Origin of the sequence: Rhizobium sp. NLR8a, assembly GCF_019685235.1 — a bacterium.
GTDB lineage: Bacteria > Pseudomonadota > Alphaproteobacteria > Rhizobiales > Rhizobiaceae > Rhizobium.
In genome coordinates, this window is record NZ_JABDWI010000019.1 from 1 (window position 1) to 16,582 (window position 16,582).

General features: G+C 60.8%; 16 protein-coding genes. 6 read left to right on the plus strand and 10 right to left on the minus strand.

The window, feature by feature from the left end; translation table 11 throughout:
* Positions 1–275: 275 nt before the first annotated feature.
* From HJC04_RS29330 to HJC04_RS29345, 4 genes are read left to right on the plus strand one after another with little or no spacing between them, the layout of a single operon-like run.
* The gene (locus tag HJC04_RS29330; RefSeq protein WP_221147693.1) at positions 276–818 is read left to right on the plus strand and encodes a hypothetical protein; all 543 of its coding nucleotides are present in this window, start codon (positions 276–278) and stop codon (positions 816–818) included.
* The gene (locus HJC04_RS29335) at positions 815–2,032 is read left to right on the plus strand and encodes an Nramp family divalent metal transporter (protein WP_210631327.1); all 1,218 of its coding nucleotides are present in this window, start codon (positions 815–817) and stop codon (positions 2,030–2,032) included. The genes HJC04_RS29330 and HJC04_RS29335 overlap by 4 nt, the downstream gene beginning before the upstream one ends.
* A 1-nt stretch (position 2,033) precedes the next feature.
* Positions 2,034–2,399, plus strand: a complete 366-nt coding sequence (locus HJC04_RS29340; protein WP_210631326.1) for a hypothetical protein — start codon at positions 2,034–2,036, stop codon at positions 2,397–2,399.
* On the plus strand, positions 2,396–2,707 hold the full coding sequence (locus HJC04_RS29345) for a PRC-barrel domain-containing protein (protein ID WP_221147694.1): 312 nt from the start codon (positions 2,396–2,398) through the stop codon (positions 2,705–2,707). The genes HJC04_RS29340 and HJC04_RS29345 overlap by 4 nt, the downstream gene beginning before the upstream one ends.
* An 828-nt stretch (positions 2,708–3,535) precedes the next feature.
* Here the strand turns inward: HJC04_RS29345 and HJC04_RS29350 are convergent.
* The 3 genes from HJC04_RS29350 to HJC04_RS29360 form a co-directional block, all read right to left on the minus strand.
* Positions 3,536–5,689 carry a mechanosensitive ion channel family protein gene (locus tag HJC04_RS29350; RefSeq protein ID WP_221147695.1) on the minus strand — a complete coding sequence of 718 codons (2,154 nt, stop codon included), beginning with the start codon at positions 5,687–5,689 and terminating at the stop codon, positions 3,536–3,538.
* 334 nt (positions 5,690–6,023) lie between these two features.
* The gene (locus HJC04_RS29355; protein ID WP_221147696.1) at positions 6,024–6,404 is read right to left on the minus strand and encodes a hypothetical protein; all 381 of its coding nucleotides are present in this window, start codon (positions 6,402–6,404) and stop codon (positions 6,024–6,026) included.
* Positions 6,405–6,467: 63 nt separating this feature from the next.
* Positions 6,468–7,127, minus strand: a complete 660-nt coding sequence (locus HJC04_RS29360) for a hypothetical protein (RefSeq protein ID WP_210631322.1) — start codon at positions 7,125–7,127, stop codon at positions 6,468–6,470.
* Between the two features lie 257 nt (positions 7,128–7,384).
* Here HJC04_RS29360 and HJC04_RS29365 point away from each other — a divergent pair, with 257 nt between their 5' ends.
* Complete coding sequence (locus HJC04_RS29365; RefSeq protein WP_064802665.1) at positions 7,385–7,993, plus strand: TerC family protein; 609 nt, start codon at positions 7,385–7,387, stop codon at positions 7,991–7,993.
* A gap of 67 nt (positions 7,994–8,060) precedes the next feature.
* Here the strand turns inward: HJC04_RS29365 and HJC04_RS29370 are convergent, their stop codons facing one another.
* The 3 genes from HJC04_RS29370 to metG are packed head-to-tail and all read right to left on the minus strand — an operon-like array spanning position 8,061 to position 11,220.
* Positions 8,061–8,879, minus strand: coding sequence for an MBL fold metallo-hydrolase (locus HJC04_RS29370; protein WP_221147697.1), 819 nt, complete (start codon positions 8,877–8,879; stop codon positions 8,061–8,063).
* Positions 8,880–8,882: 3 nt separating this feature from the next.
* Entirely contained in the window at positions 8,883–9,665 is a 783-nt protein-coding gene (locus HJC04_RS29375) for a TatD family hydrolase (protein WP_210631320.1), read from the minus strand.
* Between the two features lie 4 nt (positions 9,666–9,669).
* Positions 9,670–11,220, minus strand: a complete 1,551-nt coding sequence (gene metG / locus HJC04_RS29380) for a methionine--tRNA ligase (protein WP_210631319.1) — start codon at positions 11,218–11,220, stop codon at positions 9,670–9,672.
* Positions 11,221–11,452: 232 nt separating this feature from the next.
* On the opposite strand from metG, the gene HJC04_RS29385 reads away from it, so the two are divergent.
* Complete coding sequence (locus HJC04_RS29385) at positions 11,453–12,241, plus strand: sulfite exporter TauE/SafE family protein (RefSeq protein ID WP_210631318.1); 789 nt, start codon at positions 11,453–11,455, stop codon at positions 12,239–12,241.
* A gap of 4 nt (positions 12,242–12,245) precedes the next feature.
* Here HJC04_RS29385 and HJC04_RS29390 read toward each other — a convergent pair whose 3' ends face one another.
* From HJC04_RS29390 to HJC04_RS29405, 4 genes are all read right to left on the minus strand, one after another.
* Positions 12,246–13,268 carry a DNA polymerase III subunit delta' gene (locus tag HJC04_RS29390; protein ID WP_221147698.1) on the minus strand — a complete coding sequence of 341 codons (1,023 nt, stop codon included), beginning with the start codon at positions 13,266–13,268 and terminating at the stop codon, positions 12,246–12,248.
* Positions 13,261–13,941, minus strand: a complete 681-nt coding sequence (gene tmk, locus HJC04_RS29395; protein WP_221147699.1) for a dTMP kinase — start codon at positions 13,939–13,941, stop codon at positions 13,261–13,263. The genes HJC04_RS29390 and tmk overlap by 8 nt, the downstream gene beginning before the upstream one ends.
* Positions 13,942–14,175: 234 nt before the next feature.
* Positions 14,176–15,369, minus strand: a complete 1,194-nt coding sequence (locus tag HJC04_RS29400; protein ID WP_221147700.1) for a D-alanyl-D-alanine carboxypeptidase family protein — start codon at positions 15,367–15,369, stop codon at positions 14,176–14,178.
* A 70-nt stretch (positions 15,370–15,439) separates the two neighbouring features.
* The gene (locus HJC04_RS29405) at positions 15,440–16,540 is read right to left on the minus strand and encodes a septal ring lytic transglycosylase RlpA family protein (RefSeq protein ID WP_210631314.1); all 1,101 of its coding nucleotides are present in this window, start codon (positions 16,538–16,540) and stop codon (positions 15,440–15,442) included.
* Positions 16,541–16,582: the final 42 nt, after the last annotated feature.

Genomic DNA, 16,582 nt, shown 5'->3' on the forward strand with positions numbered 1-16,582 from the left:
TCATGGTCTCGACCAGGCTGAAGGTCGTCATCCTTGCTCCCAACGTTGGCGTTGACCAGAACGTCGAGAGGCGAGACTGTCGCATCTCTAACTGGCCCAACTGTCGCATTACTAAATAGCCGCTACACACCAAAATTGCATAAGGTAGATTATGGAACCGAATGATGTATGCGAACAGAACCGCTCCCTCGCATGAGGCGGAACTAAAATGATCTTAAACGGTTGATTGGTAACTCAAACCGTCATTTCGGCGCATTCTTCGCACGGAGCGCATCTTGGCCCAGATTTTCCCGGCGCGCACCTCCTCTACTCGCGACAGACGAGCACCGAAATCTCGCGACGTCGCACTGCCCGGCGATACGGCACATGCAGGCCAAGGTCACGTTCGCATCGCTCCAGGAAGAACATTGAAACGAAGTTCGCGGTGGTCGAATAGAGCGTTGTCTACGGTTCTATTGCTGTCACTCGTCTCCTGTTCGAACGAGGATGAGCAGTCTCGCAGGCAAGTGCAGGAAATCCTCATGTGGAGCGCCAGCGCCGAGATGATCCTCGATGCCCGCCTTGGCGGACGTGTTCCAGAAGGCTTCACCGATCTTGCCGTGCAACGATGCCACAGGGAAATATCGCATCTTTCATCGCAACTGCCGCAAACCCCGAGATATGACCAAGCGAGAGCGGCTGTCGTCAGGCTCAATGGATTGATCGCCGCGGCGCACGACGAGATCGGACATGGGCGTTTCGAGCAGGCCCATCAAAATCTTGTTGAGCTTCATCGCTACGAGGTCGACCAGCGTAAACTCCCTGGTGCCGGCGGATGAAAAAGCTGCTTCAGATTTCGCTGGGGATAGTCACCAGCGTCGGGGGATTTATCGAAACAGGCCAGATCGCAACATCGAGCCAGGCGGGAGCGGCCTATGGGTTCAGCCTGCTTTGGCCCATTGTCGTCGGCACTGTCTGTCTGATTTTCCTGATTGAAATGTCGGGTCGATTTGCCATTGCAAGCCATCACACCGTTGCCGATGGTATGAGGGAACGTTTTGGAGCGAATTACTTCCTGGTCACTTTGTTGATAATCTCGATCGTCAATCTGCTCGTCCTCGCCTCAGAACTTGGTGGGATTGCGCTGGCACTGCAGTTTGTTAGCGGTGCCGGCTTTCAGTGGTGGGCATTGCCGGTCGCCCTGACCGTATGGCTTCTGCTCTGGAAGGGCACATTCGGCATGATCGAAGATGGTGTTGCCGTCATGGGCTTGGTGGCAGTATGCTTCGTGGTGGGTGTGTTTGTCATGGATCCGCCCTGGCTGGAGGTGGCAAAAGGGCTGGTGCCGACGCTGCCCGAAAAAGAGCCGCTGCACTATGGTTTCATTGCTGTCAGCATTCTCGGAGCCGTGATAGCCCCGTTTCTGTTCTTGTTTTACTCGTCAGGCGCGATCGAGGAAAAGTGGGATAAGAGCTTCCTTGGCGTTAATCGGGTGATCGCGACGGTTGGGATGAGCTTTGGCGCCGTCATTGCAGCGTCAATCCTGATCGTGGCGGCACTCGTCTTTCCGCCGCGCGGCATCACCGACATCCAAGGATATGACCAGATTGCGCCGATATTGACCCCAGCGTTGGGAAAATGGGGTTTTTACCTTTTCGCCGCATCGCTCGGAATCAGCTGCTTTGGCGCCGCGCTCGAAGCAAGCCTTGGCCAGGCGTACCTGGTTGCCCAGGGTTTTGGTTGGAATTGGTCGGAAGATGCCAAGCCCCGCACCGATCCGGCATTCGCGCTTGTCTATACAGGCTTCATCGGCATCGCAGTCCTGCCGATCGCGGTTGGCGTCGATCCCCTGCAACTGACGATTTTTTCAATGGCGATCACTGCGTTGGCATTGCCCTTCGGCGTGATTCCGTTTCTGTTTTTGATGAACGATCGCAATTTTGTTGGAAAGCACCGTAATGGATGGATCAGCAATACCGCCGTGTTGGTCATTATCGGCTTGTCGTTCATCGTCGCCCTGATAACCCTTCCCCTGCAGATCTTAGGAGGATAATATGCTTTTGATCCGCGACGTCCTTGACAAGCAAATGGTCGACAAGGAACAAAATCGTATCGGTAAGGCAGACGGCGTCGTCCTCAGCCTTTCTGACGGCGACGCTCCCAAAGTCGCGTTCATCGAAATGGGCGGTGTGACGCTGTCGCGACGGATGGGCCGCCGGCCGCATCGCTTCCTACTTTGGCTTTACCGAGCGGCTGGCAAAGATGATAACATCACGGCTTTCCGCGTGCCCTGGGCAAAAGTGAGAGACGTTGGGATCGACATCGAAGTGAATGTGGATCGTCGCGAGACGCCATTGGAGCAGTGTCAGGATTGGCTGAAGCGCCACATTATTATGTGGATCCCGGGAGGGCAATCATGAACGAGGTTCGACTCGAACTGCTGCTGGGAAAACAGGTCTACGACGTTGACGGCAAGGCCGTTGGCCGTGTGGAAGAGGTCAAGGCTGAAGCGCGCGGCGCGGACCTCTATGTCGTCGAATATCACCTCGGCGCCTACAGTTTCTTTGAGCGGCTGTCGGCGCTTGCCATCGGTCGCGCGGTACTGACCGCGATAGGGGCGGAAAAATCCGGCAGCAAAAAAGCGGTTCCATGGGACAAGCTCGATATGCGAGATCTCGGGCACTTGCGAGTGACGTGCAGGGAGACCACCCTGCAGACGCTCAACTGAAGCCACCTATCCAGCTGCCGCACCCCTCACCCCGTTACGGCTCCTCGGACTAACACCACCGTGCCTCCACCGGAATCGCTTCGTCGCTGGGAGATGCCGACGGATTCCCTCGATCAGGTCCGCCGCCGCGACGGCGGCGTCGAACATGATCTTGAGAAGGCGCCTCGGGCCAAGGTCGGGAGCCGACATCTGGCGAAGATGTGGCGATGTAATTTCGCGTTACTCGACACCGTACATCCCCAGGAGATGCCGCCGACAGCGCCCAGCCGGACGGCTGCGCTGCAATGCGTCGGCGGGTTTTCAGAACGTCGCGGGCGATGGTCAGCTCGTGGGTCGGGGTGCGAGTATCTTTGGTGGCGCCGTGCAACCCGCTCGTCGAGACGGGCCAGCGCGATGCCGGCGTCCGAGATTGGTCGCAGAAGGTTCTGGATGGCAGTTCGTCACTACCTATGATGCTCCAGGTTGCTCCTGGCTTTCCGATAAGCAGTACTTATCGGAAGTGACTGATTTCAGCGCGCAAATCAGCGAAAACGAGCGAGTGGACGGCCAAGACAGCCGTTTCGCCAACCCGCTTTCGCCTTCAGGAGGCACTTTTGGACATCCTTGCCCGAAAACGCTGCCTCAGATGCTATCGCCCGCCGCGCCGAAACGCTCGACACCATTGCCGCTTGAGGACGTAGCTGAATGTAGACGTGACTGTCAGCATCCGATTGTCAGCGTCCAAGTTGCTCCGGTGCCAATTGGGATCGCCAGGGGCAGACCTTCTCGACATATTCAATCAGCAATATAGCGCCGTCGGTCAAGGGGATGGAGCCCAATTGCGGGTTGTCACTCCTCAATCGGCAAGACGGGTTTTGGTGGTCTCTGCAGCTCCGACGCGGCAGCGGATGACGCTGCATCGGCCGTTCCGCCGGAGACATGTACCGTCGGTGTTGCAAACTGGATGCCCTTTTCGGCGAAGGTCTTCTTCAGCATGGCAAGCGCCTTTCGGCGGACGCCAAACTGCTCGCCCGGTTTTGCCATGAATTTCAGCCTTATCTGCACGCCATAGTCCGCCATCTGCTCGATGCCCTGCATTTTCAAGGGCTCGATGATGTGGGGCCCGAGCTCAGCATCGTCCAGAAGCTCGACGCCAATGCGCTTGATGGTCTTGCGAACCTCCTCGAGGTCGCTGTCGTAGTTCAGTGTAAGCGTGATGATGTCGATGACCCAGTCGCGGCTCAGATTTTGCACCGCGCCGAGTTCGCCGAATGGAACGATGGTGACAGGACCGCGGTGGTGTCGCAAGCGGATCGATCGCAACGAAAATCCTTCGACAGTACCTTTGTATTTTGCCGCCTGGATATATTCTCCAATCCGAAAGGCATCGTCGAACAGATAAAAGACACCGGAGATAATGTCCTTGACGAGCGTTTGCGCACCGAAGCCGACGGCTATGCCGACGACACCGGCGCCCGCAAGCAGCGGCCCGATCTGAATGCCGACAGCATCCAGGATCATCAGAAAGCCGACAGCGCCGATCGCGAGGAACAGCACGTTGCGAAGAATGGGAAGAAGCGTATTCAACCGCTGACGACGGCGCGCCTCTGGCCCCTCCTGGTGGCCTGCATTCACGCTTCTCGACGCCACTTCCATCTGCGTGTCGATCAGAGTGCTGACGAGCTTCCAGATGACGTCGGTCACCAGCAAGACGATCACGATTCGGATTCCCGCGCGGATCAGACGTGTGGTCATCGTTTCGGCTGCGGCAAGATCACCGAGATTGACATCCCACGAGCGGGCGATGAGCAGCGCGGCAACCACGATAAGGCCGTTGCGCAACGTCTGCATGATAACGACCGACCATCCCAAGATGGCCGGATCCTCCACCGCACGCTCATCCTGCGAATTCATAATGATGCGCCGAGTGATATCGCGCGTTACCGATACCGTCAGCGGCAGAAGCGCAATGACGATCACCGTCCAGAATGCAGCACGCAGTCCCGACACCCATAACAGCCACGAGAGAATGATGCCTGCGCTGAAGCCGACGCTGATCAGCCGGTTCACCGGCGGCCCGTCGGAACGAAACTGCCGCAGCCAGATCATCGCGATCAGCGCGATCGAGACGACCGCGAGCCATGCCGCGGTAAAAAGATCGACCAATATGGCTGAAGCCCCGATCGTCTGAATCACTTCGATGGTGGCCCAGCCGGTTGCTAACAGCGCGGCCGTTGCAAGGAGCCAGTAGTACCAGAACCACGCAAGCGACGTCACAAGGGTCACAAGCCGCATATGCGGCAGGCGGGCGCCCGGCGCGATCACAATGCGGCCCGCCAGCACGCCGAGGCGCACCATGAGCGCAGCTGACAGCAGAATAAGCGCAACATCGCGAAACACAGCGGGCCATGGAAAAAGAATAAAGGCGCCGAGGCTTCCGATGAGGTAGCCGATCAATGCGAGAAGCCCCATTGACAGCCGCCCGGCGTGCAGTTTGATCCGCTGCCGGACCGTGTCGGCAGGTGCGGTCAGTATAAAATGAAGAAGCCCTCGCCCCGACCACCAGGCGATGCGCTGCGCGAGAAATCCGCCAGCAACGAAGACTGTGACCGCCAGGATCAGACCGACAGGGTCGATACGATTGTCTGTCTGGAAGAGCCGGATCGCCGCCTGGATCTGTCCCGGAAGGGTTGGAACTGCGTTGACGAGCGAGAGCAAGCGCTGGCGCAAATCCTGCAGTGAGGTCGCGATCGACGGCGGTGCTGGCGCCGGTGAGACGGCGACTGGCCGCGTGGGCTCCTGATTGCCGGGAACGATCCGATCGACCAGAGCGCGACCGGAATCGTCATTTGGCAATTCGATGATGACGCGGATCGGCGCTGAGGATCCGGATGACTCGGCCGAGGAAGCAGGATTAATACCGATTGGCAGCAGCGTGGAAAACCCGACCGTCAGGACTGTGAATATCTTCCGCAAGCGGTGGCGGTCGTCGTTGCTGCGCATGTGATCGTGTTCCCCGGGACGGTGCCGCTTGTGCTGTAGAGGCTTGGCACTTTGTGAAGTGTCACGCCATCAACGTCAATCGACGAACCAGTCTGGCCGAGGCAGGCTGATCGTTGCCCAGCTACGATCATTGCCGATCCTTGTCTCGGTGACGTATCATCGGGGCGCCCTCCCCGGCCTGCAGACTCCCTGCGGCACAGTGCCGGCGACGGTTGGTAATGTCAGAAATGAATCTGGGGCAACAGCTGCGAAGTGCGGCCCGCAGTCGGATCGCGGGCCGCAAATCGCTCTCTCCGAGTTGTCGGATGACCGAGCGTATCGGATGGTCAGCCATTCACCACCGTCTCGTCTCGGAGAGCTGGCCGGCAAATCCGGCCAGCAAAACGCCGAACGGAAGGCTGCGAACGATTCTGGCGGCGATGAACGCCGCGCCCGTGGCCAAGGCGAGCTTTGCCCAGGGATAGCTGCCGAGCTGGACATGGGCGCTTGCGTCTATCAGGTTTGCCTGGGCTTTCAGCGCCGATTCCGCATCTTCGCGCAAAATGCCGAGCCGGGCGCGCAACAGCCTCACTTCGTGCTGCAGGAGGTCGAGATCGTGCTCGGCCTTCTCACGCGCGGTTGCGCTGGCGGCATCGGCAAAGGGCGGCTCGCCTTCCGCGACCAGCTCATCGGGATCCGGCGGAAAGAAACCGTCGCGATTGATGGAGGATTGCATGGACGTCTCCTTCGAATATGAGCTAGAGCGAACGTCGCCGGCTCTCATGCCTGGAACTGGACATCAGTGATCGCGTCGGAATCCCTGACTCTGGTTCGATCCGCCTTGCGTCTGCGTTTGCCGATCGGCATCGGTCGATGGCGAGCCGACCCCGGGAGAGGTATAGGCGCGGACCTTGGCGCTTCCATGCGTGGTGTCGCGCATCGCGACCGGTCGCGTTTCATCTTCGAACGCGCTTTCGGACACGGCCAGGTCGTCCGCGGCTCTGCCGCCACGGGCTGTGCCGGCAAAACCGGTATTGGATCCGCCTTCGCGGCCGCTTTCCGATAACCAGAGATCTGCCCGCTCATCAATGTCGATGCTGCCCTCATCGTCGAGAATATCGTGAACGGTCTCATAGAGCGCGTCGTCGATATCGTTGACTTGAACCAGGAAGCCGCCTCGCCGCAGCCCTTCTGCATACATCGCGCGATCTTCATCCGGGAAGAAGAAGTCGGCCAGCGCGTCGAAGAAGCCGCTGCGGTCGTCGCTTATGGCGCCGGCATTCCTTCCATCCGCTTCATAGCCCGGCATCAATCTGATCCTCGCGACCGGCACACCTGCGTCCTCGAGACGGGAGATCGCAGATTCGGCTTCGTTCCGGCTGTCGAAAAATGCGGTAAGACTGCCGCCGCCCATCGGGCCTGAAGAACCCGGGTTCGTATCGTGGTGAATGTTGCTCACGGAACGCTCCTCTCGATGTCTTGTTCCAGCCGTCGGACCCGACGCCTGGTTTCTGACTTGAAGAACCGGCAGCCGAGATGAATGTTCCACGGCAGTGGGACGGATCGGCGGCATTCCATGGCAGTTCCATAACGTTGCCGCCGGTCCTTTTTCAGATACACCAGGCGGTGAATCGCACCGTCTGTTGCAGCCTTCGGCGGTTGACGTCAAACCATCGAGACGCTAGCACGGCTTTCGACGCATTGGGGACATTTCATATGGACATCTTCACGGCAGCCGGTCTGACGGCTTTGCTGCAGGTCATTGCTATCGACCTTGTTCTCGCCGGCGACAACGCTGTGGTCATCGGTCTTGCCGCTGCCGGCCTCGAGGCCACGCAACGGCGCAAGGCGATCATCGTCGGCATTCTTGCCGCAACGGTCCTGCGTATTCTCTTTGCCAGTGTCGCCGTCTATCTGCTGGCGATCGTCGGCCTGCTGCTGGCCGGCGGTCTGCTGCTGCTTTGGGTCTGCTGGAAGATGTGGCGCGAGCTTCGCGACGGCCATAACGAGGATCGCGTAGCGGAAAGCGGCGAAGGCGCGCCGAAAAAGACCTTCTTCCAGGCGGCAACCCAGATCGTCATTGCCGACGTTTCGATGTCGCTCGACAACGTGCTCGCCGTTGCCGGTGCTGCGCGCGAACATCCGAGCGTCCTGGTCATCGGCCTCGCCCTGTCAATCGCACTGATGGGTATTGCCGCAAACCTGATCGCCCGGCTGCTCGGCCGCCATCGCTGGATCGCTTATATTGGTCTGCTGATCATCCTCTACGTCTCGCTCGACATGATCTACCGCGGCGCCGTCGAGGTCCTTCCCTATATGCAGTGACCTGTGCCAGGGTCGGGGCTCAGTCCCCGATCCTGCCGCGCGCGTGTAAGCACGCTGCAGCGCTGGGTTAAGCGAAAAACTCCGTCTCGAAGCTCATCTGATCAAACGCCGGCACCACGTGGTCCGGCGTCTGCGCCATCACCGCGGCATAATCCAGCGGCGTATGCATATGGGTGAGAATCGCCCGTTTCGGCTTCAGCCGGCCGATCCAGTCGAGCGACTGTTCCAGCGACAGATGGCTTGGATGATAGGTGTACTGCAGGGCGTCGATGATCAGCACATCGAGATTTTGCAGTTTCTCGACGGTCTGGGGCGGGAAATCGCTGATATCGCTACAATAGGCTACATCGCCGATGCGGAAGCCGAGCGAATTGATATCGCCATGCTGCTGGATATGCGGAAAAAAATCGATCTTGCCGCCGGGGCCGCGGATTTCGACGGGTTCGTTGAGATTTTCGATGACGACAGGCAGCACGATCGGCGGATAGTTGCTGCCCGGCGGCGTCTCCAGGCAATAACCGAAGGCTTCACGCAGCCTGTCCATCGTAAATTGGTCGGCGTAGATCGGCACTCGCCGGCGCGTATTGTGAAAATAGCCGCGCAGATCATCTATGCCATGGATATGATCGGCATGCGGATGGCTGTAGAGCACGGCATCGACATGGTCGGCTCCCGCCCTGATCATCTGCTCGCGAAAATCCGGCCCGGTGTCGATGACGACGGTCGTCACACCGCCATCAGGAGCGAATTGCTGCACCATGAACGAGGCGCGTGTGCGCCGATTCCTAGGGTTGTCGGGATTGCAGGCGCCCCAGTCGCCAGTGATACGCGGCACGCCCGGTGACGACGAACAGCCGAGAATGGTGAAGCGCCGCCGATAGAGCACCTGCTAAATCCTTGGCATTTTCGAGAACAGGCGCAAAGCGTTCTCCGTCGTGATCCGTGCGGTGTCCGCATAGGAAAGGCCGATCGTCTCGGCGAGCACTTCGGCCGTGTTGACGACATAGGACGGCTCATTGCGCTTGCCGCGCCAGCGCTTCGGCGCGAGATAGGGCGCGTCCGTTTCCACCAGCAGCCGCTCATGCGGGATCGTCTTGGCGATCTCACGCAGCTCTTCCGACTTCGGGAAGGTCAGAATGCCGGAGAAAGAGATGTAGCCGCCGAGTTCGACACCAGTGCGCGCCAGATCCGGTCCTGCCGAGAAGCAATGCAGGATGAAGGGAAAGCCCCCCTTCCCCGTTTCCTCGGTCAGGATGTCAGCCATGTCGGCATCGGCGCTGCGGCTGTGGATGACCAGCGGAAGCTGGGTTTCCCGAGCGGCGGCAATATGGCGGCGAAAGCCGGTCTGCTGGTCTTCAGGTGTCTGCGTGTCGTAGAAATAATCGAGGCCCGCCTCGCCGATCGCCACCACTTTCTCATGCGCCTTCGCCAGGCGCACCAGGTCTTCGGTCTGGATGTCCAGCTCGTCGCCGGCATTGTTCGGATGCGTGCCGACGGAGCAGAATACCGACGGATATTTCTCGGTGATGGCGAGCAGCCCGTCGAGCTTGCGCACGCGCGTCGAAATAGTCACCATCTGCTTGACGCCGGCTTGGTGGGCGCGCGTGACAATTTCGTCCCGCTCCGCTTCGAAGTCGGCAAAATCGAGATGGCAATGGGTATCGATCAGCACGGCCTCAGGCCTCCGGAGCCACATAGCGCGGGAAGACCGGCGTCGGCGCTTCGAGCGCCGTCCCGGCAACAAGACGGCCAGCCTCGCCAAGCGCGGCGAAATCGCGCTTGTCGCCAGGCGCGGCGACGAGATTGAGCAGCTTGCCCGACGATTCCGGCATGAAGGGCTGCAGCAGGATGGCGATCTGGCGCACCACCTCGGCCGTGACGTACAGCACCGTGCCCATCCGCGCCGGATCCGTCTTCTTCAACGCCCAGGGCGCCTGGCCGGCGAAATAGCGGTCGGCCTCCGAAACGACTGCAATGATCGAGGCGAGCGCGCGATGGATGAGCTGCTTGCTCATGTCCTCGCGCGTCGATGCATGCAGCGCGTCGGCCTGGGCCAGCATCGCCTTGTCCTCGTCGGTCAGCGCCCCGCATTCCGGGATCTTGCCGTCGCAATTCTTGACGATCATCGACAGCGACCGGCTGGCGAGGTTGCCGATGCCGTTGGCGAGATCGGAATTGATGCGCGTGCCGATCGCCTCTTCGCTATAGCTGCCGTCCTGACCGAAGGAGACTTCGCGCAGGAAGAAGTAGCGCACCTGATCGAGCCCGAAATGGTTCACCAGATTGACCGGATCGACGACGTTGCCGAGCGACTTCGACATCTTCTCGCCCTTGTTGAGCAGAAAGCCGTGGGCGAAAACGCGTTTCGGCAGCGGCAGCTTCGCCGACATCAGGAAGGCCGGCCAATAGACCGCGTGGAAGCGGATGATGTCCTTGCCGATGATGTGCACATCGGCCGGCCAGTACTTCGCCCTCGGACCATTCTTGTCCTCGATATAGCCCGTCGCCGTGATGTAGTTGGTCAGCGCGTCCACCCAGACATACATGACATGCGCAGGGTCGTTCGGCACCTTGATGCCCCAATCGAAGGTCGTGCGCGAGACCGACAGGTCCTTGAGGCCCGACTTGACGAAGGAGATCACCTCGTTGCGGCGTTCGGCCGGACCGATGAAATCGGGATTGGCCTCGTAGTGGGCAAGCAGCCTGTCTTGGTATTCGGAGAGCTTGAAGAAATAGCTTGCCTCTTCCACCCATTCGACGGGCGTGCCTTGCGGGCCGTAACGCACGCCGTCGGCGCGCAGATCCGTCTCGCTTTCCTGGTAATAGGCCTCGTCGCGCACCGAATACCAGCCGGCATAGCTGTCCTTGTAGATGTCGCCATTGTCGGCCATCAGCTTCCAGATATTCCGCGACGTCTCGTGATGACGCTCCTGCGTGGTGCGGATGAAGTCATCGTTGGAGGCGTTGAGCAGCTTCGCCATTGCCTCGAATTCGCCGGAGTTGCGGTCGGCGAGCGCCTGCGCGGAGATTCCCTCGGCGCGCGCCGTCTGCTGCATCTTCTGGCCGTGTTCGTCGGTGCCCGTCAGAAAGAAGACATCCCTGCCGTCCAGGCGCTGGTAGCGCGCCATTGCATCGGTCGCGATCAGTTCATAGGCGTGGCCGATATGCGGCTTGCCGTTCGGATAGGAAATCGCGGTGGTGATGTAGAAGGGTTTTTTGTCTGTCATGGCGGCCAAGGTCCGGCTTATTCTATCAATGGTCAGCCGCTCTTAGCGCATGTCACCGTCAAGCGAAACATCAAGTTTCGCTGCCGTCCATGATTTCCAGGACACGTGGTCGTGAGCTTGACTCCGTCCCGCACGCAATTTACCGGTCGTCACAAAGAGAGGCGGGACCGAACGAAGTGCCAGTTTTCACCTACCACAATCCCCGTGGCCAGGCGCCGTCGGAGGCGCTTGCTTGACATTCGAGCCTCTCTATTCAATTTCGGGACTGTTTGTAGGCGCCCTCGTCGGCATTACCGGCGTTGGCGGCGGCTCGTTGATGACACCCCTGCTGGTGCTGCTCTTCGGCGTCCATCCGGCAACTGCCGTCGGCACCGATCTTCTCTATGCGGCGATCACCAAGACGGCGGGCACCGCCGTTCACGGCATGCATGGGCGCGTCAACTGGAAGATCGTCGGCAGTCTCGCCGCCGGCAGCGTCCCGGCCGCCTTGCTGATGCTCTGGCTGCTGGCAGGTGTCGATCGCAAGAGCATCGGCGTGACCAACACCATTACATCAGCCCTCGGTTGGCTTCTCGTCATGACTGCGATCATGCTGATCTTTCGCGGCCCGATCCTTCAATTGGCGCGCCGCGCCATCGGCGGACGCAACCCGCCGCGGCCGACGACCATTCTTGCCCTCACCGTCATTCTCGGATTCTGTCTCGGCGTGCTTGTCACCTTGACTTCGGTTGGCGCCGGTGCGCTCGGTGTGACGATCCTGCTCGTGCTCTATCCGAGGCTTGATGTGCGCGAGATCGTTGGCTCCGATATCGTCCACGCCGTACCCCTGACCCTGATCGGCGGCACCGGCTATTGGCTGATTGGTGAGATCGACTGGGCGATGCTCCTTGCCCTGCTCGTCGGCTCGATTCCCGGCATCATTCTGGGAAGCCTTCTGGCGCCGAGGCTGCACGAACGCATCATTCGCATTGTCCTAGCCGTCACCCTTGCGCTCGTCGCGTGGAAGCTGCTGGCCGGCTGATCCGCTAGAATCTTGGCTGCTTGATATCGGCGAGGATACCGATGATCGTCTGCTTGCGGTCGAGATTATAGGCATCGGAGACGGTAAGTCGCTCGGTAACCTCCGAGTAGAGCCGTGCCAGCCGTTCGGCCGTGGCGATCTGTCCCTCGCCTGCCGCCGCGCGAGCGCGGCTCATGATGTCGTCGCCGACGTGGCTGACGAAGAAATCGAAAATCGTATCGCTTTCCTTGCCCGAGAGCGCCTCGGCCAGCCGGTGCATCGCCTTGCGGGCGGCTGGCCCCTCGGCGGAAAGCACCTCGTCATAACCGGCGATGATTTCGCTGCCGCCATAGTTCAAGAGCTTCAAGGCTTCGCCGACGCTGCCCTTGGCCGCCGAAAGCACACTGCCCTCGCCTGCTATGCCGAGATGGGCAAGGGCGGCAACGAGTCCTTCGTCGGCAAGCGGCGCTAGTTTCAGCGGCAGGCAGCGCGAGCGGATCGTCGGCAACAACCGCCCGGGTGCGTGCGAAAGCACCAGAAACAGCGCCCGCTTCGGCGGCTCCTCGAGGATCTTCAGAATGGCATTGGCCGCATTGCGGTTCATGTCGTCAGCCGGGTCGATGATGACGATTCGCCAGTTGCCGGTGCCTGAGGTCTGCGAAAAGAACTTGCCGGCGCGGCGCACCTCGTCGACGGTGATCGCCGATTTCACCCTGCCCGTCTTTTCGTCCACCGGCCGGGCGAGATGCAGGAGGTTGTGCGAGGCGCCGGAGGCGATCTGCCGGCTGACCGCCGAGGCGGGATCCGGATCGGCGATCTTCTCCGGCGCCGCGTCGGGATCGGGATGCGAGAGCACGTGGTTGGCGAAGCGGAAGGCGAGCGTCGCCTTACCGATGCCCTCCGGCCCTTCGATCAGGATGGCGTGATGGCCCTTGCCGGATCGGTAGGACTGGGCAAGGAAGGATTCCGCCTCCTCATGGCCAAACAGCCTGGTATTTTCGGCGGGCCAGATGGCGCCGTCCAGCAGTCCCGGCCGATCTTCACTCATAATGGGCTGCTTCCGGCATCCGAGCGCGGTCTGAGGGCGACATCAGCCGCTTGACGATCGCCAGGATTTCGGCGGCGATCGCCTCTTCCGTCTGCATGGCGTCGACCACGTGGCAGCGCTCCGGCTCGTGGGCGGCGATATCGAGAAAGGCTTCGCGTCGTTTTTCGTGCGTTTCGAGCCGCTCCTTTTCGAAGCGATCGGGACCTTCCGAAGCGCTGCGTTTCTGCGCCCGCTCCAGGCCGATCTTCGCGGGAATATCCAGTATCAAGGTGCAATCCGGCATGACGCCGTTGATGGCGATCCGCTGCAGCGTCTCGATGAAATCGGGCTCGAGATTGCCGGTGATGCCCTGGTAGACACGCGAGGAATCCATGAAGCGGTCGCAGAGCACGATCTTGCCTGACGTCAGGGCCGGCCGGATCACCTCTTCGACGTGATCGTTGCGGGCTGCCGCAAAGAGGATGGCCTCCATCCGGGTGCCGAAGGCCTCGGCAGCGCCCGACAGAAGCACGTGGCGGACGGCCTCCGCGCCCGGCGATCCGCCCGGTTCCCGTGTCACCAGCACTTCATGCCCTTCGCCTTTCAACGCCTCGGCGAGGCGGCGGATCTGCGTCGATTTCCCCGCGCCTTCCCCGCCCTCAAACGTAACGAACAGTCCCGTACCGGATGACAATGACAACTTCCCGCATTCCGGACGCCGCACGCACGGGCGCCCCGCCTCTTCTATCTATCCGAAGACATCGGGAAGGAAAACCTTTCGCGTCGGCGACACAATCACCTTCCCCGGCAAATTGTATCAGAAGGTCAGGCATTCAAGTCTGGAACATGACTGTGCGGCATCGGTATGCGGGAAAGGAAGCGCTATCCGCCAGAGCCTGATCTTGGGCTCGCGATGGGCATAACACGTTCAGCCGCCAGCGGACTTGTCCCAGAGCCAGGAGAAGAACAGCGATTCGCCGAGTTCCAGCACGGCGTCGACCGCCCGGCTGCTGAGCGAGCCCTCCCCGACCGCCTGCGCGGTATAGAGCGGCACCTCCCTGAGCAGCCGGCTACCGGCGAAAATCCTGAGCGTGCCGGCCTGATAATCCGGCTTTACGGGCGCCGTCAGCGGCCAGCGATAGACGACGCGCGCCGAAAGCCGGTCGGGGTTGCTGATCGGAATATAGACACTGACCGGCACTTTGGCGACGAGATCGACGGTGGGCGCCGAGCCGCCATAGACGCTGGCCGCGCCAATCACTTCATGCTCGGTGAAGATCTGACGGCTCTCGAAGGCCGTCAGCCCCCATTCGAGCACGCGTTTGGCCTCCTCCGTCCGTTCCTTGTCGGAAGCGATGCCGGCAAGCGCCAGAAATAGCCGCCGGCCGTCGCGCTGGACCGATGCGACGATCGAATAACCTTCTCCCTCGGCAAAGCCGGTCGCAAGCCCGTCGGCGCCGAGATCGAGCCCGAGCAGCGGATTGCGGTTGCGCTGGAAGATCTTGTTCCATTCGAAATCCAGCTGCGCAAAGTAAGGATAGAGATTGGGATAGGACTGCTGGAGAGCGGCGGCAAGCGTCACCATCTCACGCGCCGTCACTTTGCTCTTGCCGTCCGGAAGGCCGGTGGAATTGCCGAACACCGCTTTCTCCATGCCGAGCTCGCGGGCGCGGCGGATCATCGACTGCGCGAATTGCTGCTCGCTTCCGGCCATCCCCTCGGCGAGGATGATGCAGCTGTCATTGGCGCCCTGGATCGCGACACCCTTGATCAGATCCTCGACGCGCACGCGTGATTTGAGAGCGGCAAACATCGTTGCTGTCCGCGACGGCGCACCGCCGGTGCGCCAGGCATATTCGGAAACGGGATATTCGGTATCGAGCGTGATCTGGCCCTTGGTCACGGCATCGAAGACCAGATCCATCGTCATCAGCTTGGCGAGCGAAGCCGGCGAAAAGCTCTGATCCTCATTCTTGGCGAGAAGCACCGTGCCGGTGGAGGCCTCGATCATATAGGCCTGCGCTGCCTTGGTGGCGAAACCGGCAGCGCCCCCGTCGGCGGCGTGTGCGCCGGCGGCGAGCGGCATCAGGCATGCAAGCAGGCGAAGCACGGGCCTCAGCATCGCAACTCCCATCGGTCAATGGCGTTTTGAGAAGGTTAGAGCGCGGCGAAATTCGACGCAATCGCCATGCTCAATGCGCTGCCGATTTTGCCTGCTGGCGCTTGGCCGAGGCAAGGATCGAGGCCTGCGTCAGCCCGTCATTGCGCACCATCACCGCGTCGAAGGCGAGATCGACCGTCACCGTCTTTACCGCCTCGTTCTGGTAGCCGAGCGCTAGGGAGTCTTGCGAACCGCCATAGGGCCGCTCATAGGGCATCGGACCGATCTCCGGCAGCACGACCATCCGATCGACGCCTGGCGTGGCATTGGAGGAAGCAGCTGAAGGCGCCACCAGAACATGGGCTGCCGGCGCAAGGCCGGGCGCCGCATTGTAGCGTGCGCTCGGCGTCGAACCCGCATAGGAGGTCGCCGACAACGGCACCGGCACATTCGCCGGCGTCTCGTAGTCTTCCGCGTTCTGCAGCTGATCGCGGGTGATCTTGCGGCTGTTGGAGGCGACCATCACGCCGGATGCGATCTGCCCTTCCGGATTGACGCCGGGGATGCGGCTGCCCTTCGGCACGTAGGAGGCCATCAGATAGGGCATGTCATGGCCGTCCATGCGGGCGCGGCCGACATATTGCACGCGCACCTTGCCGGTGCCGCTGTGCTGCAGATCCAGCATGTCGGCCGTCTTGTTGGAAAGGTCGATGATGCGGCCCTCGTGATAGGGGCCGCGATCGTTGACGCGGACGACGATGGAGGAGCCGTTCTCGAGATTGGTGACGCGGGCGTAGCTCGGCAGCGGGAACGTCGGATGCGCGGCAGAAAGATGCATCTGGTCGTAGACTTCACCATTCGCCGTCAGGCGTCCGTGAAAGGCTGAGCCGTACCAGGAGGCGACGCCGACCTTGTTATAGGCAAAGTCTTCCTTCGGATAGTACCACTTGCCCTTCACCTCATAGGGGTTGCCGACCATGTAGCGGCCGCCGCCCTTCGGGATATTGTTGCCGGTGGCGACGCGGGGGCTGGCTTTCACGCCATATTCGGATTCAGAGAAATATTCCTTGCCGTGGGCTCTTTTCTTCGGCACGGCCTGTGTCGTGCCGCACGCCGCAACCGTCGCACACATCGCCGATATCGCCAGCCACCGTGCTGTCGTTGCGAAAGACGCCCCGTATTCCAGTTTCATGTGCCCCACGCCGCTCAAAGATCGTTATGGTTAAGGAACTCT